This is a genomic window from Pseudomonas sp. PB120 (genome assembly GCF_009761815.1).
GTDB lineage: Bacteria > Pseudomonadota > Gammaproteobacteria > Pseudomonadales > Pseudomonadaceae > Aquipseudomonas.
The window spans coordinates 1-21,965 of sequence record NZ_RWIN01000144.1 but is presented as its reverse complement, the minus strand read 5'-3'; the positions used below and the strand labels follow the sequence as shown (position 1 = coordinate 21,965).

The following is a 21,965-nucleotide window of genomic DNA, read 5'->3' as shown; positions in this document are numbered from 1 at the left end:
CAGATGAACAAACCTTTATCCCTCCTGACTGCTGCGTTGCTGCTCACCGGCGCATCGTCCGTTTTTGCCGCCTCCAGCACGGACCTGACCGTTAAGGGACTTATCACGCCGAATGCCTGCACCCCTGTGCTGGCCGGAGGCGGCATCGCTGATCACGGCAAGATTTCCGTACAGGACCTCAACCCCGACAAACCCACGTACTTGCCCGAAATAGTCATGCAAATGACAGTGAACTGCGATGCGGCGACGCCGTTCGCGATAAACCCGATTGATAACCGCGCGGGCACAAGCACTTTTGGTAGCTACTTTGGCCTGGGGCTGATCAACACCAATGAAAAGCTGGGTAACTTTCGTGTTATTCCGCGCAATGTGATGGCGGATGCCACCAAGGCCCAAGCCATTCTCTCCACGGATGGCGGCAAGACCTGGCTGAAGGAAGGGTCTTCAGCATTCTGGGGGGTCAACAACATCTGGAGTGTCGGCGCCCTGGGGGCGGACATTGCGCCCATCGCGATAAAGGATCTGAGCATTGATCTGTATGTGCGGACCGGCATCGCCGCCACTAACAGCCTGACCCTGACCGATGAAGTGAAGCTCGACGGTTCCGCAACCCTGCAAATCAAGTACCTGTAACCCTAAGTCATTCACGGGCAACGCTCGGTACACCGCGCTGCCCGATCAATCAAAGGACGACCCATCATGGAAAGATGCTCCTTCGCTCTATTGACGCCCCTGTTGATCGCCTGCGCGCCCGTGGTCTTCGCCGCCAGCAGCACCGAACTGAGCGTCAGCGGCCTGATCACCCCCAGCGCCTGCACACCCAGTCTGTCGGGCGGCGGCATCGTCGACCACGGCAAAGTGACGGTGAAAGACCTCAGGCCTGATCAGCCCACGGCCTTGCCAAACGGCACGTTGTACCTGGAGGTGAACTGCGACGCCGCCACGCCATTCACCCTGACGACGATCGACAACCGCGAAGGCTCGTCCGCCATCCACCCAAACAGCCACGGCCTGGGCGTCGTCAACGATGACCAGAACCTGGGCAGCGTTGCGTTGGGCCTGTTCGATACGGTGGCCGACGGGGTCGTGGTGAAATCCATCATCTCCCTCAACGACGGTGCTTCCTGGCGAGTGTCTTCCTACCTGGGTCACGCCGGCCTGACCGCGTTCGCGGCATTGAGCGACCTGAGCACACCGATTGCCATCAAGGATCTGCGCGCCCGGCTCACGGCGTTTACCACCATCGTTCGCGCAAATGACCTGACGTTGACCGACGAAATCCCCATCGACGGGTACGTCACGGTGCAATTGAACTATTGATAGCCCGGTGTTCCCGGCTCCATTTTTCGAACATTCAACGAGACACGTCATGACGATGTTTTCCAAAGTCAGCCGTCATCTGCTCCATTCCGGACTCGGCGCATTCGTCCTGCTGCTGGGCGCACAAGCACAAGCCGACGGTATGGTGCCGAACACTTCCGTAGTCATCGTCAACGAGGCCGACGGCGAAGCATCCGTGTCGGTGATCAACACCGATGCCAATCTGGCGTTGATGCACGTCACCCTCGAAGACATCCCCGAAGACAGCGAATCCCTGGTGTTCGTGACCCCACCGCTGGCACGCGTCGAAGCGGGCAAGACCCAATTGGTGCGGTTCATCCTGCAAACCGAAAAGCCGCTGCTCACCCAGCGTTTGAAGCGGGTGATCTTCGAAGGCATTCCCCAAGGCAAAGCCCCCGCCGAGGCCGGGCAGGCACGGGTCGGGGTGACGGTGCGCCAGAACTTGCCGGTGATCCTTCATCCCAAAGGCCTGGCGCCCAATCGCACGCCGTGGACCGATCTGCAATGGTCGCTGCAGGACGGTCAACTGACCGTGCGCAACGACACACCTTATGTGGTTCGCCTGGGCCAGGAGGTGCAACTGCTACCGGCAGCGGGCAACGCGATGCTGCCCAAAACCTACGTGCTGCCCGGTGAGCACATCAGCATCAAGGTGCCCGAAGGCGCCGCCACGCAGGTGCGTTTTCAACCGGCAACGGTCTACGGCTTTGCGGTGCCACATTACGAGGCGCCCATCAAATCCTGAAACCCACCCTGAGAGCGCCCACAACGCCACAGTAAGCGCCTGATTCAAGGCGACGGCATTCCAGCCGTCGTCACCAGCCTGTCTGACCTGCAGCGAATGGGTCGGCACGCCGACATAACCCAAGTGAACCCGATGAACACAGTATCGATTTACCGAGATGGCGAAGCCGTGCCCGTTAATCGTGCCAGCGCTCGCCCTCACCTGTTGAGGCGGCGAACCACGGTGGCGTTGCTGCTCACCAACGCGCTGATGGTGCACGACGTCTTTGGTGATGTTTTGATACCGGCGTCGTTCGACAAAGACACGCTGCTGCAGCGCGGTATCGACCCGGCGCTGGCGACGTCGCTGATGCAAGCGCCGCGATTTGCCGTCGGACGGCACCCGGTCACCCTCACGGTCAACGGTCAACGCCATGGCCGGGTCGACGTCGCGTTCAATGGCGAAGGCGCGTTGTGCTTCGATCGCACGTTGCTCGATGCGGCCAACCTGAACCTGCCCGCCCGCATGCTCGACGATGGCCCGTGTCACGACTTCCTCGGCAGCGCGCCGCAGACCGTGATCGAACCGGACCCGGCAAGCCTTGCCCTGGCGCTGGTCGTGCCTACCGATGCAATACGCCCCGCCGCCCGGGATTTCACTGGCTATCAAACCGGCGGTGTCGCCGGTCTGCTCAATTACGACGTCACTGGCCTGCACAACCGTTTTGGCGATCAGTCGAGCCGCTATGCCTCGGCCAACACTGAACTGGGGTTCAATGCCGGCGACTGGATCGTGCGCAGCCGTCAGGTTCAGACCTGGCAGGACGACGTTTCCCGCACGACCCATATTGCGGCCTACGCCCAACGCACTTTCGCCAGCCATGAGGCGGTGCTGCAGGCGGGTCAGATCAATTTGTATAACCCGGTGCTGGCCGGCGCGCAGATCACCGGCGTGCAGGTGCTCAATGAGCAAGCGTTGCAGATCGAAGGACGGAGCGCGGTCATCGAAGGTATCGCCAACAGCCAGGCTCAGGTCGAGGTTCGGCAGAACGGTTCGTTGATCCATTCCACGGTAGTGCCCGCCGGGCCGTTTGCCCTGACCAACGTACGACGCCTCAACACTCGCTCCGACGTCGAAGTCACCCTCAAGGAAACCGATGGCAGCGAGCGCAGCTTCACCATCCCTGCCGCGATGCTCGGGATAGGTTTGCCGGCACCCGGCTATTCGCTGGCGGCCGGCCAGGTGCGCAGTATCGGTGATGAACAGGGGGGCGATCCCTGGGTGATCAGTGGCGGCTGGAGCGGCGCGCTTGACCCGCAAGTGTTGCTCAGTGCAGGCCTGACCGGCGCCGACGATTATCGCGCGGTGGGTGCCGGTGTGGGGCTGCTGCCCTCACCCTTCACCCAGGTTCAAGCCACGCTGACTGGCACCGACGCCGGTGGCCGACACGCCAGCCAAGGACTTCAGGCAGACCTGAGCGTATCGCACCGTTTAAATGATCGGTGGGCGTTCAATGCCGGCAACTCCTACCGAACCCTTGGCTACCGTGAACTGGAAGACGCGGTGTTCGACAACACCGCAGACGACAGCAAATCCCGCTATCGCGACCAGCAAAGCGCCGCCCTGTCATGGTCCCACCCGTGGCTGGGCACCTTCAGCGGCGGCTTCAGTCGATCCAGTTCATTCGACGGAAAAAGCAATAGCCGCGCCCTGGCCTCCTGGGGCACTTACATCGGTGGGGTTTCTGTCTCGGCAACGGCCGAATGGCAAGTCAGCGGCGCAAACAACAGCGATGACAGCCTTTACCTGAACCTCAGCATTCCCCTGGGTGAAAACCGCCGGGCACGTACCTGGGTGCGCAACGCCGGTGGCGAGTACCGCAGCGGCGTAGGCCTGAGTGAACAGGTCAGCGATCAACTGGCGTACCGGGTCGGCGTCGAACATGACACACGGGACAAGCAGGTGCAGTCCACCGCCGGTGTTTCACTGCTTCCGCGCTACAGCCAACTGGACCTGAACTACACCCGTTCCGACGCCGAGCGTTCCAGTTATCAGGCCAGCGCCCGGGGCGGCGCGGTGCTGCACGGCGGTGGTGTGACGCTGTCGCCCTATCCGGTGAGCGACACCTTTGCCCTGCTCTCGGTGGGCGACATGGCGGCGATCAAAGTGACGACCCCCAGCGGGCCGGTGTGGACTGACTGGAGCGGTCAAGCGGTGGTCCCGCAGGTAGCGGCGTATGGCCGCAGCCCCGTGGAAGTCGATACCAAGACCCTGCCGCGCAACGCCGACATTCACAACGGGTTGGCGGTGATTTCCGCCGGACGCGGTGCCGTCGACAACGTCGAGTTCGGCATCAGCCTGACCCGCCGCGCCTTGCTCAAAGTCACCAGCGCCAACGGTGCGCTCCTGCCCCGTGGTGCGTCGGTGAATACCGAGGATGGCGAATTCGTGACCCTGGTGCAGGACGGCGGCCTGGTGTTTTTGCCCAACGTCCTCGATACCCGAGCGTTGTGGATAAGTGCACCGGGGCTGGATCGCTGCCAATTGCGTTTCGAGCTGCCAGCCGACGCCGACCCCAACGCGTATTACGAAACCGTCCCTGCCAAGTGCCGAGCGCTCTGAACATGAATGCGATGAACCTGAACCGATATTGGCTGCTACTCCTCGCGCCCATGGTGCTGAGCGCGCGCCCCTCGCTGGCCGAAGCGTCCACTGATGACTGTCAGCTCAACCTGAGCCAGCCCGTGCTGGATTACGGGTTGATGAACCGGGCGATTCGTCCCGATTCCGCCCCGGAGCGCAACCTGGGCCAACGTCAGTTGAGCTTGAACCTGAGTTGTTCACAGCCCATCGACATGAGCCTGTTTTATCGCGCGACGGCGGCGACGGTTGAACGCTTTCAATTTGCCGAACGCGGCAGTTATCAGCTACGTATCCGTGACGCGGTACTCGATGGCCAATCGGTCGATATCGGATTGATTGCCGGTGCCGGCCAGCCACCCAAGGAAACGGCGTCGAACCTGATCTGGCGACCGGGGCATGGCGTTGTTCCCATGCAAACCGGTGCGGTATTACAAGGGCGCCGTTTCTCGGCACAGCTTGAGCTCAGCGCCTGGGTTCAAGAGCAAGGCATGCAGGTGCGTGACGCGGTCACCTGGGAAACCTCCGGGGCGTTCGATGCCGTCGCTGCCGGGCGCACCCGAGAGGCGACCTTGCGTGCCCGTTTCGCCCCGGCAGCCTGCGAGCCCATGCTGTCCAACGGCGGTGTGGTCGACTTCGGCATCTTGTCCAAAAACCAGCTCAACGCCGACAAAAGCACACGCCTGCCGGCGAGGTCCCTGACCCTGAGAGTTGCTTGCGATGCGCCCACTTCATTCGCCCTGATCATGCAAGACAACCGCTCAGGCTCGGCCACGGTCAACAGCGACATTTACTACGGCCTGGGAACGGACAGCCGCCAAAACAAGATCGGCCTGTATTCACTGAGCGTCGACCCGGCCTCCTCGAGTGCCGACGGCTTCGCGCGCCTCTATCGAACCGACTCCACCACCCGCGGCGTGGCCTGGAGCACCGCCAATGCCAACCCGGTCCCCCTCGGCAAAACCAGTTACCTGGGCTTTACCGACAGCCCCGGCAGCAACGCCGGCCCGGTGCTGATCCAGAACCTCAGCAGCACCGTGACCGTCGATGCCGTCATCGCCCCCGCCAACAGCCTGGATTTGAGCAGCTCCATCGACCTCGATGGGGCTGGGACGATCGAGATTGTTTACCTGTGACATCCAACCCGATCCCGCTGAATCCAGGGCGCGCTTGAGCACCTCGGTCAGTGAGGACGACAACCGTAGAAGTGAGTAAAAAAATGCTTAAAAAATACTGTGCAGCACTTTCCGCCACCACGCTGATCAGCCTTGCGCCTTACGCGCTGGCAGCGTCCAGCACTGATTTGACCGTCACCGGCAGCATCACTCCGGGTGCTTGCACGCCGACCCTGTCCAACGGTGGTGTCGTGGATCACGGAAAGACTTCGGCGAAAGATCTAAATCCGGACCGCAATACAAACCTGCCAAGAGAAACGCTGCAATTGTCGATCAATTGCGATGCTGAGCAGCCGATCAAATTGCGCGTCATCGATAACCGGCCTGGCACGTCGAGCGACAGCACCCGCTTCGGTCTGGGCTTCATCAATGGCAATCAGAAGCTCGGGGGGTTTTACATAAGAATGGCTAATCCGCTGGCAGACGGCGTGGCAGCATCGACCCTGGCCTCTTACGATGGCGGCGCAACGTGGGTGCCTAACAAATGGATGGACCCTGAGTTTTCCCTTCTCTCGGTCGGCTCCATCAGCGACACCACCACCCCGATAGCGGTCAAGGACGTGACGATGGACCTTGAAGTGTCCACCGCGATTGCCCGCGCCGACAGCCTGGACCTGACCGACGAAGTCGCTATCGACGGTTCGATCACCCTGGAAGTCGGCTACCTGTAACGCCTTCGCCAGCCTTGCCCGGGGTCATGCTTCGGGCAAGGGTTGATTGATTCTGCCAACCTTCCAAAGCGAACCTTTGCCCCATGAAAATAATCGCCCATGCTCTGACGATGGCGTTTTTCGTCGCGACTTCGCCACTGATACTCGCCGCCTCGTCGGCGGATCTGAGCGTTAAAGGAATCATCACCCCGCGAGCCTGCACATTGAGTCTGTCCAACAGCGGCCTCGTCGATTTCGGTAAAATCCCCCGGCAGAACCTGAGCGTCAACAAGCGAACGCGACTGCGCGACCAGACGCTAGACCTCGGCATCCAGTGCAATGCCCCGACACGTTTTGCCTTGCTCATGCGTGACAACCGCGACGGCTCGGCCATCGTCAACAGCGAGATTTATTACGGCCTGAACCTCGACCGCAGCAGCAACAAAATCGGCCTGTATTCGCTGCACTTCGAGCCAGCCAACACGGTGGTGGACGATCTGTCGCAAGTCTTCAGAACCGACTCCACCACCGGCGGCGTGGCCTGGAGCCCGTCGAACAGCCGCCCGATTCCAATTGGCGCGAGAAGTTACCTGGGGTTTACCGACGTGGCCGGCAGCAGCGCCGGCCCGATTGCCATTCAGAACCTGACGAGCCAGGTGACCGTCGAAACCGTCATCTCGCCCACCGCCGAGCTGGACCTCAGCGCGGAGGTGCTACTCGACGGCGCGGCGTCACTGGAGATTGTTTACTTGTAGTTCAGACCTTTTCGCTGACCACCTGCACATACAACGAACGCCCAGCGCCAAGGCCGGCGAGGATGGCGCCGAGACCGATCACCGCGAAGATCCAGCCCACAGCGTTCCAGCCGCCGGTCCAGTCATGCACGATGCCGACCGCGAACGGCCCCATCGACGCCAGGGTGTAACCGAAACCCTGGGCCATGCTCGACAGGTTGGCCGCGACGTGCGAGTCCCTCGAACGCAGCACGATCAGGGTCAACGCCAGGCTGAACGTGGCACCCTGCCCCAGGCCGAGCAGAATCGCCCAGCCCCACAGTCCTTCGATGGGCGCGTAGAGGCAACCGAACAAGCCGCCGAGGGTCAGCGCCATAACGATCACAATCGCCAGTCGTTGATCCTTGCCGCGTGTCGCCAGCCACGGTGCGGCCAATGAACTGGCCAATTGAATAATCACCGAACCCGAGAGCACCAGGCCGGCCTGGGTCGGCGTCAGGCCACGCCCAATCAAAATCGATGGCAGCCAGCCGAACACGATGTACGCCAGTGATGATTGCAGGCCCATGTACAAGGTGACTTGCCAGGCCAGCGGGTCCCGCAGCAGACCGCGAACCCGGTAAGCCACGTTATGCGCGCCGTGTTTCTGACCGACTTGCGGCAACCAGAAAATCGCCGCCACTAGCGCCGGGAGCACCCAGAAGCCCAGGCCCATCGTCCAGCTTTTGTCGAAATGTTCGCTCAACGGCACCGTTGCGCCTGCCGCCATCGCCGCGCCCAGACACAGCGCCATGGTGTAGACGCCGGTCATGGTGCCCGCGTGTTTGGCGAAGTCGCGCTTGACGATGCCCGGTAACAAAACGCCGATCACACCGATGCTCGCGCCGGCCAGTACGCTGCCGGCAAACAGGCCGATTTCACCGAACGAACTGCGCAGGATGATCCCGCCCGCCAAGGTCAGCAGAATGCCCAACACCACCCGCTCGGCCCCGAAACGCCTCGCCAGGATCGGCGCCAACGGCGCAAACAGACCGAGGCAAAGCACCGGTAACGTCGTCAGCAGACCGGCCTGCGCAGCGGACAAGCCGAGCGACTTCGAGACCTCGCTGAGCATCGGCGCCATGCTCGACAAGGCCGGTCGCAGGTTCAATGCCACCAGAATCAGGCCAAGCAACAACAGCCATGGACGACGCAAAATCGGCTGACTGTGCTGGACCGCTTCGTCATCGGCCTCGGCATCGATCAGCAGCTCTTCGAGCTCCGCCGTGCGCTTGGGTTGGGTGATGTTGCGGTTGTCGCTGGACATGGAATTCTCGGTTTCAAGGTTCATTGATCAACTGCCTCGACAGGGCTTTCGCCCGTTCCGGGTCGCGTTGCTCGACCGCATCGAGCAGTTCGATGTGCAGGTCGAACACCTCTTGGCGCCGGGGGGTAATGTTCAGGGTCTGGCGCAGTTGTGCGCCAACGAGGCTGGAGAAGTAGCGATACAACTCGCTGAGTGCCGGGTTGTGCGCGGCATCCACCAAGCGGCGGTGGAACACCAGGTCGCAGGCGATGTAGCTGTCGAGGTCGCCGTGATAATGGCTGCCGCTGACGCCGAGCGCTTCACGCAACGCCACCAGGTCTTCATCGGTTCGCCGCATGGCCGCGAGGCCAATCGCCTCAACTTCCAGAATGTGTCGGGTCTCACGGGCCTGCTCGTGGGTGCAACGGGAGAGCGCCTTCAGGGTGTCCAGAGGGTCGACCACCGCGCGCACATAGCTGCCGTCGCCCTGGCGGATTTCAATCAAGCCGGAAAAGGCCAACACGCGCATGGCTTCGCGCACCGTGTTGCGGCTGATGCCGAGCTCGGCAGACAGCTCGGGCTCGGTGGGCAGGCGCTGGCCGACGGTCCAGACCCCTTTTGCGATGCGCAGGCGTAATTGCTCCAGGGCCTGATCGACCAGGGAACGCTTAATGAGTGGTGAAATTTCTGACATAGGACTCGCCCTTTCATCCAATCATAGGATGAATTTTCTGACATCTTAGTCAGGTCGGTACACGAGGACAACCTTTTGTAGCAGCTGCCGAGGCACGAGGCTGCGTTGCGTGTCCGCAGGACCGCCGCTTGGGGGCCGCTGAGCAGCCCAAAGCAGCCTCGTGCCTCGGCAGCTGCTACATAAAGCGGGGTTTGTCGCCGGAGAAGTTATTTGCAGGCGAAAAAAAACCCTTCACGGATAACCGTGAAGGGTTTTTAGTGCCCGGGGCTCAGGCTTCGGTCTTGGCGGCTGCAGCTTTTTCAGCAGCGGCTTTGATCGTGGCCTGCAACGAACCGTCGGCAGCCATTTCAGTCATGATGTCGCTACCGCCGACCAGTTCACCACCAACCCACAATTGTGGAAAGGTTGGCCAGTTGGCGTACTTTGGCAGGTTGGCGCGGATTTCCGGGTTCTGCAGGATGTCCACGTACGCAAATTTCTCGCCACACGCCATCACGGCCTGCGCGGCTTTCGCGGAGAAGCCGCACTGCGGGGCATTCGGCGAGCCTTTCATGTAAAGCAGAATGGTGTTGTTAGCAATCTGCTCTTTAATCGTTTCGATGATATCCATGGAGCACCTCGGCTGAACTTTCCGACTCAAGGGTCGGCACGGTGGCGCATTGTAACGGAAACCCGAGCGCCATGCTCGGTCTCCCCGACAGACTCGATCAAGCCGCTGCCACCGTGACCGGTACGCCATTGAGCGCTGCGTTTCCGGACAACTCGTCGAGCTGACATTCATCGGTCAGGTCGTTGGCACTGGAACCCGGCTGACCACTGGCAATCGTCATCTGCACGCCAGGCCGTGCATGGCCCCAACCATGAGGAAGGCTGACCACCCCTTTCATCATATCCAGGCTGCCCAGCACTTCAACTTCGATCACCCCGACCCGCGAGCTGACTCGTACGCGCTGCCCATCGTTGAGCCCCCGGCTGGCCAGGTCATCCGGGTGCATCAGCAATTGATGACGGGGCTTGCCCTTCACCAGCCGGTGATAATTGTGCATCCACGAATTATTGCTGCGTACGTGACGGCGGCCGATCATCAACAACTCATCGGCATCCGGAGCCTGCAACGCCGCGAAGCGCTTCAGGTCAGCGAGTATCGGCGCAGGTGCGGCCTGGATTCGCTGGTTGGCCGTTTTCAGCCGTGGCCCGAGGTTGGATTTCAATGCCCCCAGGTCAACGCCATGGGGATGATCAAACAGGGTCGCCACGGACAACTTGTGTTCCGACGCATCGCCATACGCGCCCATGCGCAGACCACGGTCGATCATCTGCGCCGGGGCGATGGTCGGTTTCAGTTCCTTGCCGGTCCTGGCCGCAAAGGCCTTGGCCAGGCCGACAAAAATTTCCCAGTCGTGCAGCGCGCCTTCCGGTTTGGCCAGGATCGCGCGGTTGAAACGACTGACGTTGCGCACCGCGAACATGTTGAACGTGGTGTCGTAGTGATCGTTTTCCAGGGCCGAGGTGGACGGCAGGATCAGGTCGGCATAGCGCGTGGTTTCATTGATGTACAGGTCAACACTGACCATGAATTCCAGGCCGTCCAGCGCCTGCTCCAGTTGCCGGCCGTTGGGGGTCGACAACACCGGGTTGCCGGCGACGGTGATCAGGGCGCGGACCTGCCCTTCGCCTTCGGTGAGCATCTCTTCGGCCAGCGCCGACACCGGCAGCTCACCCGCGTACTCAGGGCGCCCGGAGACGCGACTCTGCCACAGGTTGAAATGCCCGCCCGAGGTGGAGGCCACCAGGTCCACCGCCGGCTCGGTGCACAGCGCACCGCCCACGCGGTCGAGGTTGCCGGTGACCAGGTTGATCAACTGCACGACCCAGTGGCACAACGTGCCGAACGCCTGGGTCGAAACGCCCATGCGCCCGTAGCAGACGGCCGTCGGTGCGGCCGCGAAGTCCCGCGCCAGTTGACGGATCTGCTCGGCCGGCACCGCGCACAGCGGGCTCATGGCCTCGGCGGTGAAACCTGCGACCGCCTCACGCACCTCGTCCAGACCGTCCACCGGCAAATGACTGTCGCGGGTCAGGCCTTCGTCGAACAGCGTGTTGAGCAGACCGAACAACAGCGCCGCATCGCCACCGGGGCGTACGAACAGATGCTGATCGGCAATCGCCGCCGTTTCGCTGCGACGCGGATCGACCACCACCACTTTGCCGCCCCGGGCCTGAATCGCCTTCAGGCGCTTTTCCACATCCGGCACAGTCATGATGCTGCCATTGGAGGCCAGTGGATTGCCGCCCAGGATCAGCATGAAGTCGGTGTGATCGATGTCCGGGATCGGCAACAGCAAACCGTGGCCATACATCAAGTGGCTGGTCAGGTGATGAGGTAACTGATCGACTGACGTCGCGGAAAACCGGTTGCGGGTTTTCAGCAGGCCGAGAAAGTAATTGCTGTGAGTCATCAGCCCGTAGTTGTGGACGCTGGGGTTGCCTTGATAGACCGCCACCGCATTCTGCCCGTGCCGTTCCTGAATTGTCGCCAGGCGTTCGGCGACAAGGCTGAAAGCGTCTTCCCATTCGATGGGCTGCCATTCGCTGCCGACCCGCCGCATCGGCTGGTGCAGGCGATCCGGGTCGTTCTGAATATCCTGCAGGGCGACGGCCTTGGGGCAGATATGCCCACGGCTGAAAGTGTCCTGAGCATCGCCCTTGATCGAGGTGATGCTGACGTTGCCGTCGACTTCGGTGGTTTCGATGGTCAGGCCGCAGATGGCTTCACACAGGTGGCAGGCACGGTGATGGAGAGTCTTGGTCATGGCCAGTCTCTGTCTTGTTCTGGGCGGGCAATGGCAGCCGCGGGAACAAAACTATGGCGCGTGCACCTGCGCTGCGCCAGCGACGTTCGTCTTGTGAATTGGCGACCATCAGGCCCGCCGATAGCCGCTCGGGATCAGTTCGGCGGTAACCTGGGTGGCGCCTGCAACTGGATCTCCTGGATGGTCTCGATCTGCTCGTGCGCCACATGCACGCCGGTGAGTTCGCCGATCAGCCGCCAGTGCTCGTCGAGCCCGGCACTGATGGTTGCCATGCGGTCGATCATGCGACGGCCTGCGGCCCTGGTGACTTCGTCATGACTGCGCAACAACTCGAAGGACATCGAGGTCATGGAGGCAGTGAGGTGCGTCAGTGAGCGGGCCGTGAGGCCAAGTAATTCCATCAATTGCTGTTCTTTCGATTCCATTGCGAATGGCTTCCTGCGTCGCTCGTGAATTAGTTATAACCCAGCACTTTGCATTAGCAAATGTTTCCGACGAGGCACATTGCCATCCCAGGTCTCGAATGCCGGGTCAGAAACCGACTGCCACGGCGCCATCCCCGCTTGCTTGATTGCAAAGCCCAGGGAGCCCGGTGTACAAATGACGGGCTGCTGGTCGGGACACTGGCTTGAAAGACGCTTATACCAAAAGTCTGTTTCGATGCTGAACACCCCTAAAAACTTTAGCCCTATTGGTAAGACGCGACATTTAATTATAAGATCGCGCCTTGCCCTATTTCGTCGCCCCGTGCGGCTTACGCCGCAGGTCTCGCCCGTTGTTCCGTTAAACAAGGCTTTGAGCATCTGCGGTTTGTAGCAAAAAGGTAGTCAATGATGAGCGCAAGGCACTTTCTCTCCCTGATGGATTGCACGCCCGAAGAGCTGGTCAGCGTGATCCGTCGAGGCGTTGAGCTCAAGGACCTGCGTAACCGCGGTGTACTGTTCGAGCCCCTGAAAAACCGCGTGCTCGGGATGATTTTCGAAAAATCCTCGACCCGCACCCGAATCTCGTTCGAAGCCGGCATGATCCAGCTCGGCGGCCAGGCGATCTTCCTGTCCCCGCGCGACACGCAATTGGGCCGTGGCGAACCGATCGGCGACTGCGCCATCGTGATGTCGAGCATGCTCGACGCCGTGATGATCCGTACCTTTGCCCACAGTACCCTGACCGAATTCGCGGCCAACTCCCGCGTGCCGGTGATCAACGGCCTGTCCGATGACCTGCATCCGTGCCAGTTGCTGGCCGACATGCAGACCTTCCTTGAGCACCGCGGCTCCATTCAAGGCAAGACCGTCGCCTGGATCGGCGACGGCAACAACATGTGCAACAGCTATATAGAAGCAGCGATCCAGTTCGACTTCCAGTTGCGCATTGCCTGCCCGGAAGGCTACGAGCCTAACCCTGAATTCGTGGCCAAGGCCGGCGACCGCGTGACCATCGTGCGCGATCCGAAGGACGCCGTACGCGGCGCTCACCTGGTGAGCACCGATGTCTGGACCTCCATGGGCCAGGAAGAAGAAACCGCCAAACGCCTGCAGTTGTTCGCCCCCTACCAGGTCAATCGTGCGTTGCTCGATTCGGCTGCCGACGACGTGCTGTTCATGCACTGCCTGCCTGCTCACCGTGGCGAGGAAATCAGCGTCGACCTGCTCGACGACAAGCGTTCCGTCGCGTGGGATCAAGCCGAAAACCGGCTTCACGCCCAGAAAGCCTTGCTCGAATTTCTGGTAGAGCCGGCGTATCACCACGCATGAGCCAGCCATTACTGCTGAACCTGCGCAACCTCGCCTGCGGCTATCAAGACCAGCGGGTCGTGCAGAACCTCAACCTGCATCTGAACGCCGGCGACATCGGTTGCCTGCTTGGGTCTTCGGGTTGCGGCAAGACCACCACCCTGCGCGCCATTGCCGGTTTCGAGCCGGTGCACGAAGGAGAGATCACGCTCGCGGGCGAGACCATCTCCCGCGCCGGCTTCACCCTCGCACCGGAGAAACGCCGGATCGGCATGGTGTTCCAGGACTACGCGCTGTTTCCACATTTAAGCGTGGCCGAGAACATCGCCTTCGGGATCCGCAAGCATCCAGACAAGGATCGCGTCACCGAAGAGCTGCTCGAACTGGTCAACCTGAAAAACCTTGGCAAGCGCTTCCCGCACGAACTGTCCGGCGGTCAGCAACAACGGGTTGCCCTGGCCCGCGCCCTGGCGCCGGAACCGCAACTGCTGTTGCTCGACGAACCCTTCTCCAACCTCGACGGCGAACTGCGGCGCAAGCTCAGCCATGAAGTGCGCGACATCCTCAAGGCCCGTGGCACCAGTGCGATTCTGGTGACCCACGACCAGGAAGAAGCCTTCGCAGTCAGTGATCATGTCGGGGTGTTCAAGGAAGGTCGCCTGGAACAGTGGGACACGCCCTACAACCTCTATCACGAACCGCTGACGCCCTTCGTGGCCAGTTTCATCGGTCAGGGTTACTTCATTCGCGGCCAGCTCAACAGCCCGGAATCGGTACAGACCGAGCTCGGTGAATTGCGTGGCAATCGTGCCTACACCTGGCCAATCGGCGGTGCCGTGGACGTGCTGCTGCGTCCGGACGACATCGTTTACGCGCCGGACAGCGCCTTGAAGGCGCGAATTGTCGGCAAGTCGTTCCAGGGGGCCTCGACGCTGTATCGCTTGCAGATGCCGACCGGTGCACAGCTGGAGTCGATCTTCCCGAGTCATGTCGATCAGCAGATTGGCGCGGAAGTCGGCATTCGGGTGGCGGCTGAACATCTGGTGTTGTTCCAGGCGTCCGGCAGCACGGCGGCGCAGATTTCGGCAGTGGAATCCGGTGTGCGGCGGTATAGCACGGCTCTTTGAACACCGAAGATCCCTGTGGGAGCGAGCCTGCTCGCGATAGCGCTGGGTCATTCAACATCACTGTTGAATGTGAGACCGCTATCGCGAGCAGGCTCGCTCCTACAGTGGGTTTGGGGTTAGCCCAGGGTTAGTGTTCCGCTCGCCACCAGCGTGGCATTACCGCCAATCTTCACCCGATCCCCCTCCAGCCGGCAGAACAACGCCCCGCCTCGCTTTGAACACTGATACGCCATCAGGCTCGACTTGCCCAGACGCTTCGACCAGTAAGGAATCAGACTGCAATGGGTGGACCCCGTCACCGGGTCTTCGTTGATGCCAATCGCCGGCGCGAAATAACGGGACACGAAGTCGTGCTGGCTGCCCCGTGCCGTCACGATGGCGCCCAGCCAAGGCAGTTTCGCCAAGGCAACCATGTCCGGCTGACATTCGAGCACCGCTTGCTCGGACTCCAGCACTACGAACAATTCATTCGAACCCAGCACATCGACCGCTTCGACTCCCAGAGCGCGCTCGACATCCAGCGTCACGCCCACTTCCGAAGGCTCGATCGCCGGAAAATCCAGCCATAGACGATCACCCTCTCGACTCACGCTCAATGGCCCGGATTTGCAAAGGAAGTCCAGCCGCTCGACCGGCTCTTTATAGATCTCGAACAGCACGTAAGCAGTGGCCAGCGTCGCATGGCCACACAACGGCACCTCGGTGGTCGGGGTAAACCAGCGAATGTGCCAGGCCTGCCCTTCACGCACCACGAACGCGGTTTCGGCGAGGTTGTGTTCGGCGGCGATCTTCTGCATCAGCTCGTCGGCGAGCCAGGCATCGAGCCGATAAACCATCGCCGGGTTGCCGCCAAACGGCCGGTCACTGAATGCATCAACCTGATGAAACGCCAACTGCATAACCTTCTCCCTGATTCAGGCGCGGCCGATATCGGCGAATTTCGCCTGGGTATGTTCGGCGAGCACGGACGGTGCCAGTTCCACTTCCAGGCCACGACGGCCGGCACTGACGAAAATGTTCGCGAAGGGTTGGGCCGAGCTGTCGATAAAGGTGCGCAAGCGCTTCTTCTGTCCCAGCGGGCTGATGCCACCCAACAGATAACCGGTTGATCGCTGAGCGGCGGCGGGGTCGGCCATTTCGACTTTTTTCACCCCGGCAGCGTGGGCCAGAGCCTTCAGGTCCAGCGTTCCGACGACTGGCACCACGGCTACCAGCAATTCACCCTTTTCACTGGCGGCCAGCAAGGTCTTGAACACCTGCGCAGGGTCCAGGCCCAGTTTTTCCGCCGCCTCCAAACCATAGGACGCTGCCTTGGGGTCGTGTTCGTAACTGTGCACGCGATGTTCGGCTCGAACTTTTTTCAACAAATCCAACGCGGGGGTCATGGCAGCTCCAGACTGGCGGCAGTAAAAAATCCTGCGTTCGATTCTAGGTTATTGATTCATAAAAGGCTCTACGGCGGCCCTGTTTCAAAGGCCATCAGGCGCTTTTTACCGTCCGTCCGCGCGCGAGTTACCGCGTGAACAATACGATCATTCACATGACTAATAGTTGATTTGTGACCATCTGTTCACTTTCGACCTTTGACAGCAGTGTTTCTTGTCTATATTTTTTCGAATCTGAATACTGCACGAACGTCTCAATGCAACACCCGGCTGCAAGCCGAGAACAGGATGGGGATCCTGCCTCGGTGAAAATCGCGCTTCGTTCGGGAAGGACAAAGCGTCAGACAACAACAAGAACCGAGGTTTGAATGACAACTGCTTTACAACAACCATCGCTCTCGAGCCAATGCATGGCCGAGTTCCTGGGGACCGCGCTGCTTATATTTTTTGGTACGGGTTGCGTCGCCGCGCTCAAGGTCGCGGGTGCCAGCTTTGGCCTGTGGGAAATCAGCATCATTTGGGGTGTCGGCGTGAGCATGGCGATCTACCTGACCGCTGGGGTTTCCGGGGCCCATCTCAATCCGGCCGTCAGCATCGCCCTGAGCATTTTTGCGGACTTCGAAAAGCGCAAACTGCCGTTCTACATCTTCGCCCAAGTGGCGGGCGCTTTCTGCGGGGCCTTGTTGGTCTACACGTTGTACAGCGCCCTATTCTTCGATTTCGAACAAACTCACCATATGGTTCGTGGCACCGAGGCCAGCCTCGAACTGGCGTCGGTCTTCTCTACCTTCCCCAACCCTGCCCTGTCCACGGCCCAGGCGTTCCTGGTTGAAGTGATCATCACCGCGATCCTGATGGGCGTGATCATGTCCCTGACCGATGACAACAATGGCTTGCCCAACGGGCCGATGGCACCGCTGCTGATCGGCCTGCTGATTGCAGTGATTGGCAGCTCGATGGGCCCGCTTACCGGGTTTGCCATGAACCCGGCCCGTGATTTCGGCCCCAAGCTGATGACTTTCTTTGCTGGCTGGGGTGAAATTTCCCTCACCGGCGGACGTGATATCCCGTACTTCCTGATTCCGATTTTTGCACCGATTGTCGGTGCCTGCCTCGGCGCCGCTGCCTATCGTGGGCTGATTGCCCGCCATCTGCCCAACGCCGTTACTGCTACAAAGGATGTATCACCGGCCATTGACGGCAAACCAAGAACTTCTTGATACCGTAGGCGCGTGATCCTGCCCATTTGGTCCCGCGCCTGACCTCACTCCCTTATTTCGTCCAAGGCAATCGACATGACCGACATTCAGAATAAGAACTACATCATTGCCCTCGACCAGGGTACGACCAGCTCTCGCGCGATCATTTTCGACCGCGACGCGAACGTGGTCTGCACCGCCCAACGCGAATTCGCCCAGCATTACCCGCAAGCCGGCTGGGTCGAACACGACCCGATGGAAATCTTCGCCACCCAAAGCGCCGTGATGGTCGAGGCCCTGGCACAAGCCGGCCTGCATCACGACCAGGTCGCCGCCATCGGCATCACCAACCAGCGTGAAACCACGGTGGTCTGGGACAAAACCACCGGCCGCCCGATCTATAACGCGATCGTCTGGCAGTGCCGCCGTAGCACCGAGATCTGCCAGCAACTCAAGCGTGACGGCCACGAGCAATACATCAGCGATACCACCGGCCTGGTGACCGATCCGTACTTCTCCGGCACCAAGCTCAAGTGGATCCTCGACAACGTCGAAGGCAGCCGTGAGCGCGCGCGCAAAGGTGAGCTGCTGTTCGGCACCGTCGACAGCTGGCTGATCTGGAAATTTACCGGCGGCAAGGTGCACGTCACCGACTACACCAACGCCTCGCGCACCATGCTCTTCAACATCCACACGCTGGAGTGGGATGCGAAGATGCTGGACGTGCTGGATATCCCGCGCGAGATGTTGCCGGAAGTTAAGTCCTCGTCCGAAATCTACGGCCACACCAAGAGCGGCATCGCCATCGGCGGCATCGCGGGTGACCAGCAAGCGGCCCTGTTCGGCCAGATGTGCGTCGAGCCAGGCCAGGCGAAAAACACCTACGGTACTGGCTGCTTCCTGCTGATGAACACCGGCGACAAAGCCGTGAAGTCCCAGCACGGCATGCTGACCACCATCGCGTGCGGCCCGCGTGGCGAAGTGGCTTACGCGCTGGAGGGCGCGGTGTTCAATGGCGGCTCCACCGTTCAGTGGTTGCGTGACGAACTGAAGATCATCAACGACGCCCACGACACCGAATACTTCGCCAACAAGGTCAAGGACAGCAACGGCGTGTACCTGGTACCGGCCTTCACCGGCCTGGGCGCTCCGTACTGGGACCCGTATGCCCGCGGCGCGCTGTTTGGCCTGACCCGTGGCGTACGCGTAGATCACATCATTCGCGCGGCGCTGGAGTCGATTGCCTATCAGACCCGCGATGTTCTCGACGCCATGCAACAGGATTCCGGCGAACGCCTCAAAGCCCTGCGCGTGGATGGCGGTGCTGTCGCCAACAACTTCCTGATGCAGTTCCAGGCCGACATCCTCGGCACACAGGTCGAGCGCCCGAAAATGCGCGAGACCACCGCATTGGGTGCGGCTTACCTGGCCGGCCTGGCGTGCGGCTTCTGGGGCAGCCTGGAAGAGTTGCGCGGCAAAGCGGTGATCGAACGCGAGTTCGAGCCGACCCTGGACGAAGCCGCGAAGGAAAAACTCTACGCCGGCTGGAAAAAAGCCGTCAGCCGCACCCGCGACTGGGAACCGCATGAAGGTGCTGAATAAGCCAACGGCAGGATCGGTTTAGGTTCTAACTGGCAGGGAGCAGATTCCTGCGGCATCATGGGCAAATTTTGCACGGCAGCCCAAAGGAAGCCCCATGAATCTGCCTCCCCGTCAGCAGCAAATCCTCGAGCTGGTTCGCGAACGCGGCTATGTCAGCATCGAGGAAATGGCCACGCTGTTCGTCGTCACACCGCAAACCATCCGCCGCGATATCAATCAGCTCGCGGAAGCCAATTTACTGCGGCGCTACCACGGCGGCGCAGCCTATGATTCCAGCGTCGAAAACACCGCCTACGCCATGCGCGCCGACCAGATGCGCGATGAAAAACAGCGTATCGGCGAAGCCATTGCGGCACAGATTCCCGACCACGCTTCGTTGTTCATCAATATCGGCACCACGACCGAATCGATTGCCCGCGCACTGCTTAATCACAACCACCTGAAGATCATCACCAACAACCTGCATGTGGCCTCGATGCTCAGCGCCAAAGACGACTTCGACGTTCTGCTGACCGGTGGCAATGTGCGGCGTGACGGTGGCGTGGTCGGTCAGGCCAGTGTCGATTTCATCAACCAGTTCAAGGTCGACTTCGCCCTGGTCGGCATCAGCGGCATTGATGAAGACGGCAGCCTGCTGGATTTCGATTATCAGGAGGTCCGGGTGTCACAGGCGATCATCGCCAATGCCCGGCAGGTGATCCTGGCGGCGGACTCCAGCAAATTCGGGCGCAACGCCATGATTCGCCTGGGGCCGATCAGCCTGATCGATTGTCTGGTGACTGATCAGCAGCCGGTGCCGGCGTTGGCGCAGTTGTTGAGTCAGCACAAGATTCGGCTCGAAGTGGTTTAAGCCCTCTCCCACCCAGCGAGCTTCCCCTGTGGCGAGGGAGCTTGCTCCCGCTCGGCTGCGCAGCAGACGCAAACCTCACGACCCTGTTATTCCTGAACGACCTCGATTGCCGGTTTTAGGGCCGCTTCGCAGCCCAGCGGGAGCAAGCTCCCTCGCCACAAAAACCGCGACCAGCATCATTAATGTTCGATAATTTTCCTTTAGCCGTCCTTCGATGAGTTTTTTCAATCAAAGCTGACTGGCTGCGCGCTTCTTTATGGGCTAAGATTTTCGCATATGAACATTCATGTTCGAAATCAAATACAGAAAGCCAAAAACGCCTGAGGCCTGCCGATGCCCACTTCTACCCTGCCCACGCCCCCTCTCGCTGAGGTCTACGACATCGCCGTCATTGGTGGCGGGATCAATGGCGTCGGGATCGCAGCAGATGCTGCCGGTCGCGGTTTGTCGGTGTTCCTTTGCGAAAAAGACGACCTTGCCAGCCACACCTCTTCGGCCAGCAGCAAGCTGATCCACGGCGGCCTGCGCTACCTCGAACATTACGAATTCCGTCTGGTGCGCGAAGCACTCGCCGAACGCGAAGTGCTGTTGGCCAAGGCACCGCACATCGTCAAGCAAATGCGCTTCGTATTGCCGCACCGCCCACACCTGCGACCGGCCTGGATGATTCGTGCCGGGCTGTTCCTCTATGACAACCTCGGCAAACGGGAAAAACTCGAAGGTTCGAAAAGCCTGAAGTTCGGTCCCGACAGCCCACTGAAAAGTGAAATTACCAAAGGCTTCGAATATTCCGATTGCTGGGTCGACGATGCGCGACTGGTGGTACTGAACGCCATGGCGGCTCGCGAGAACGGTGCTCACGTTCACACCCAGACCCGTTGCGTCAGCGCGCGTCGCACCAAGGGGCTTTGGCACCTGCACCTGGAACGTGCCGATGGCAGTCTGTTTTCGATTCGCGCCAAGGCGCTGGTGAATGCGGCCGGCCCCTGGGTCGCCAAGTTCATCCGCGACGACCTGAAAATGGAATCGCCCTACGGCATTCGCCTGATCCAGGGCAGCCACCTGATCGTGCCGAAACTGTACGAAGGCGAACACGCGCACATCCTGCAAAACGAAGATCAGCGCATCGTCTTCACCATTCCGTACCTGAACCACTTCACTCTGATCGGCACCACCGACCGCGAATACACCGGCGATCCGGCGGCAGTTGCGATCACCGAAGGCGAAACCGATTACCTGCTGAAAGTGGTCAACAGCCACTTCAAGAAGCAAATCAGCCGCGACGATATCCTGCACAGCTATTCCGGCGTTCGGCCGCTGTGCAACGACGAATCCGACAACCCGTCCGCCGTCACCCGCGACTACACCCTGGCGCTGTCCGGCACCGGTGAAGATGCGCCGCTGCTGTCCGTGTTCGGCGGCAAGTTGACCACCTACCGTAAACTGGCCGAGTCCGCACTGGCGCAACTGGCGCCGTACTTCAAGCACATCAAGCCAAGTTGGACCGCCACGGCGACCCTGCCGGGGGGCGAGGACATGACCACACCACAAGCGCTGAGCTCGCGGATTCGCGACCAGTTCGACTGGGTGCCGACCGAAATTGCGCGCCGTTGGGCCACCACGTACGGCAGCCGCACCTGGCGCATGCTTGAAGGTGTACAGAACCTCAGCGACATGGGCGAACACATTGGCGGCGGACTCTACACCCGCGAAGTCGATTACCTGTGCAGTGAAGAGTGGGCCACCACGGCGCACGACATTCTGTGGCGCCGCAGCAAACTCGGGCTGTTCACCACCCCGGGGGAACAACAGAAGCTGGCGGATTACTTGAGCAAGGTTGAGCATAACCGTCGCAAGATCGAAGCGGCCTGATCGTTACTCCCGCTAACACTAAGCCCCTGAATCTCACGATTCAGGGGCTTTTTGCATTTTGGCGAACACCCAAAGCCCTCTGCAGGAGCGAGCCTGCTCGCGATGGCGGTGTGTCAGTCGAATAATTGTTCTCTGACACAC

The 21,965-nt window shown here is 60.7% G+C and carries 20 protein-coding genes; 13 read left to right on the top strand and 7 right to left on the bottom strand.

The genetic code is table 11. The annotated features are described in order from the left end of the window. The first annotated feature begins 3 nt into the window (after positions 1 to 3). From EJA72_RS26820 to EJA72_RS26790, 7 genes are all read left to right on the top strand, one after another. A complete protein-coding gene (locus EJA72_RS26820) occupies positions 4 to 633 on the top strand; it encodes a DUF1120 domain-containing protein (RefSeq protein ID WP_157714891.1) in 630 nt (209 codons plus the stop codon). Positions 634 to 699: 66 nt separating this feature from the next. Beyond that, positions 700 to 1,320 carry a DUF1120 domain-containing protein gene (locus tag EJA72_RS26815; protein WP_157714890.1) on the top strand — a complete coding sequence of 207 codons (621 nt, stop codon included), beginning with the start codon at positions 700 to 702 and terminating at the stop codon, positions 1,318 to 1,320. 49 nt (positions 1,321 to 1,369) lie between these two features. Next, complete coding sequence (locus EJA72_RS26810; RefSeq protein ID WP_157714889.1) at positions 1,370 to 2,086, top strand: fimbria/pilus chaperone family protein; 717 nt, start codon at positions 1,370 to 1,372, stop codon at positions 2,084 to 2,086. A 132-nt stretch (positions 2,087 to 2,218) separates the two neighbouring features. Beyond that, positions 2,219 to 4,687, top strand: a complete 2,469-nt coding sequence (locus tag EJA72_RS26805; protein WP_157714888.1) for a fimbria/pilus outer membrane usher protein — start codon at positions 2,219 to 2,221, stop codon at positions 4,685 to 4,687. Positions 4,688 to 4,698: 11 nt separating this feature from the next. Then, the gene (locus EJA72_RS26800) at positions 4,699 to 5,841 is read left to right on the top strand and encodes a DUF1120 domain-containing protein (RefSeq protein ID WP_157714887.1); all 1,143 of its coding nucleotides are present in this window, start codon (positions 4,699 to 4,701) and stop codon (positions 5,839 to 5,841) included. Between the two features lie 83 nt (positions 5,842 to 5,924). Further along, on the top strand, positions 5,925 to 6,551 hold the full coding sequence (locus EJA72_RS26795; protein ID WP_157714886.1) for a DUF1120 domain-containing protein: 627 nt from the start codon (positions 5,925 to 5,927) through the stop codon (positions 6,549 to 6,551). A gap of 83 nt (positions 6,552 to 6,634) precedes the next feature. Continuing rightward, on the top strand, positions 6,635 to 7,285 hold the full coding sequence (locus EJA72_RS26790) for a DUF1120 domain-containing protein (RefSeq protein WP_157714885.1): 651 nt from the start codon (positions 6,635 to 6,637) through the stop codon (positions 7,283 to 7,285). Position 7,286: 1 nt separating this feature from the next. Here the strand turns inward: EJA72_RS26790 and EJA72_RS26785 are convergent, their stop codons facing one another. The 5 genes from EJA72_RS26785 to EJA72_RS26765 all read right to left on the bottom strand — a co-directional run bounded on the left by EJA72_RS26785 (position 7,287) and on the right by EJA72_RS26765 (position 12,481). Then, positions 7,287 to 8,594, bottom strand: coding sequence for a CynX/NimT family MFS transporter (locus EJA72_RS26785; RefSeq protein WP_157714884.1), 1,308 nt, complete (start codon positions 8,592 to 8,594; stop codon positions 7,287 to 7,289). Next, the gene (locus tag EJA72_RS26780; RefSeq protein ID WP_157714883.1) at positions 8,584 to 9,243 is read right to left on the bottom strand and encodes a FadR/GntR family transcriptional regulator; all 660 of its coding nucleotides are present in this window, start codon (positions 9,241 to 9,243) and stop codon (positions 8,584 to 8,586) included. The genes EJA72_RS26785 and EJA72_RS26780 overlap by 11 nt, the downstream gene beginning before the upstream one ends. A gap of 268 nt (positions 9,244 to 9,511) precedes the next feature. Next, complete coding sequence (gene grxD / locus EJA72_RS26775) at positions 9,512 to 9,853, bottom strand: Grx4 family monothiol glutaredoxin (protein ID WP_109501982.1); 342 nt, start codon at positions 9,851 to 9,853, stop codon at positions 9,512 to 9,514. Positions 9,854 to 9,950: 97 nt separating this feature from the next. Beyond that, positions 9,951 to 12,056 (bottom strand): molybdopterin oxidoreductase family protein, encoded by a 2,106-nt coding sequence (locus tag EJA72_RS26770; RefSeq protein ID WP_157714882.1) that lies wholly within the window; start codon positions 12,054 to 12,056, stop codon positions 9,951 to 9,953. Positions 12,057 to 12,190: 134 nt separating this feature from the next. Then, positions 12,191 to 12,481 (bottom strand): hypothetical protein, encoded by a 291-nt coding sequence (locus EJA72_RS26765; RefSeq protein ID WP_157714881.1) that lies wholly within the window; start codon positions 12,479 to 12,481, stop codon positions 12,191 to 12,193. A gap of 408 nt (positions 12,482 to 12,889) precedes the next feature. Here EJA72_RS26765 and argF point away from each other — a divergent pair, with 408 nt between their 5' ends. Together argF and EJA72_RS26755 are read left to right on the top strand one after the other, a co-directional pair. Next, positions 12,890 to 13,810, top strand: coding sequence for an ornithine carbamoyltransferase (gene argF, locus EJA72_RS26760; protein WP_157714880.1), 921 nt, complete (start codon positions 12,890 to 12,892; stop codon positions 13,808 to 13,810). Then, a complete protein-coding gene (locus tag EJA72_RS26755; protein ID WP_157714879.1) occupies positions 13,807 to 14,916 on the top strand; it encodes an ABC transporter ATP-binding protein in 1,110 nt (369 codons plus the stop codon). The genes argF and EJA72_RS26755 overlap by 4 nt, the downstream gene beginning before the upstream one ends. 116 nt (positions 14,917 to 15,032) lie before the next feature. Here EJA72_RS26755 and EJA72_RS26750 read toward each other — a convergent pair whose 3' ends face one another. Both EJA72_RS26750 and ybaK read right to left on the bottom strand, forming a co-directional pair. Next, complete coding sequence (locus tag EJA72_RS26750) at positions 15,033 to 15,815, bottom strand: PhzF family phenazine biosynthesis protein (RefSeq protein WP_157714878.1); 783 nt, start codon at positions 15,813 to 15,815, stop codon at positions 15,033 to 15,035. A 15-nt stretch (positions 15,816 to 15,830) separates the two neighbouring features. Further along, positions 15,831 to 16,301 carry a Cys-tRNA(Pro) deacylase gene (ybaK, locus tag EJA72_RS26745; RefSeq protein WP_157714877.1) on the bottom strand — a complete coding sequence of 157 codons (471 nt, stop codon included), beginning with the start codon at positions 16,299 to 16,301 and terminating at the stop codon, positions 15,831 to 15,833. 368 nt (positions 16,302 to 16,669) lie between these two features. Between ybaK and EJA72_RS26740 the strand changes: the two genes are divergently transcribed. From EJA72_RS26740 to glpD, 4 genes are all read left to right on the top strand, one after another. After that, positions 16,670 to 17,521 carry an MIP/aquaporin family protein gene (locus EJA72_RS26740; RefSeq protein WP_157714876.1) on the top strand — a complete coding sequence of 284 codons (852 nt, stop codon included), beginning with the start codon at positions 16,670 to 16,672 and terminating at the stop codon, positions 17,519 to 17,521. 75 nt (positions 17,522 to 17,596) lie between these two features. Then, positions 17,597 to 19,102: a glycerol kinase GlpK gene (glpK, locus tag EJA72_RS26735; RefSeq protein ID WP_157714875.1), complete on the top strand. Its 1,506-nt coding sequence runs from the start codon at positions 17,597 to 17,599 to the stop codon at positions 19,100 to 19,102. A gap of 94 nt (positions 19,103 to 19,196) precedes the next feature. Further along, positions 19,197 to 19,952, top strand: a complete 756-nt coding sequence (locus EJA72_RS26730; RefSeq protein WP_007916700.1) for a DeoR/GlpR family transcriptional regulator — start codon at positions 19,197 to 19,199, stop codon at positions 19,950 to 19,952. A 333-nt stretch (positions 19,953 to 20,285) separates the two neighbouring features. Next, a complete protein-coding gene (glpD, locus tag EJA72_RS26725; protein ID WP_157714874.1) occupies positions 20,286 to 21,824 on the top strand; it encodes a glycerol-3-phosphate dehydrogenase in 1,539 nt (512 codons plus the stop codon). Positions 21,825 to 21,965 lie beyond the last annotated feature (141 nt).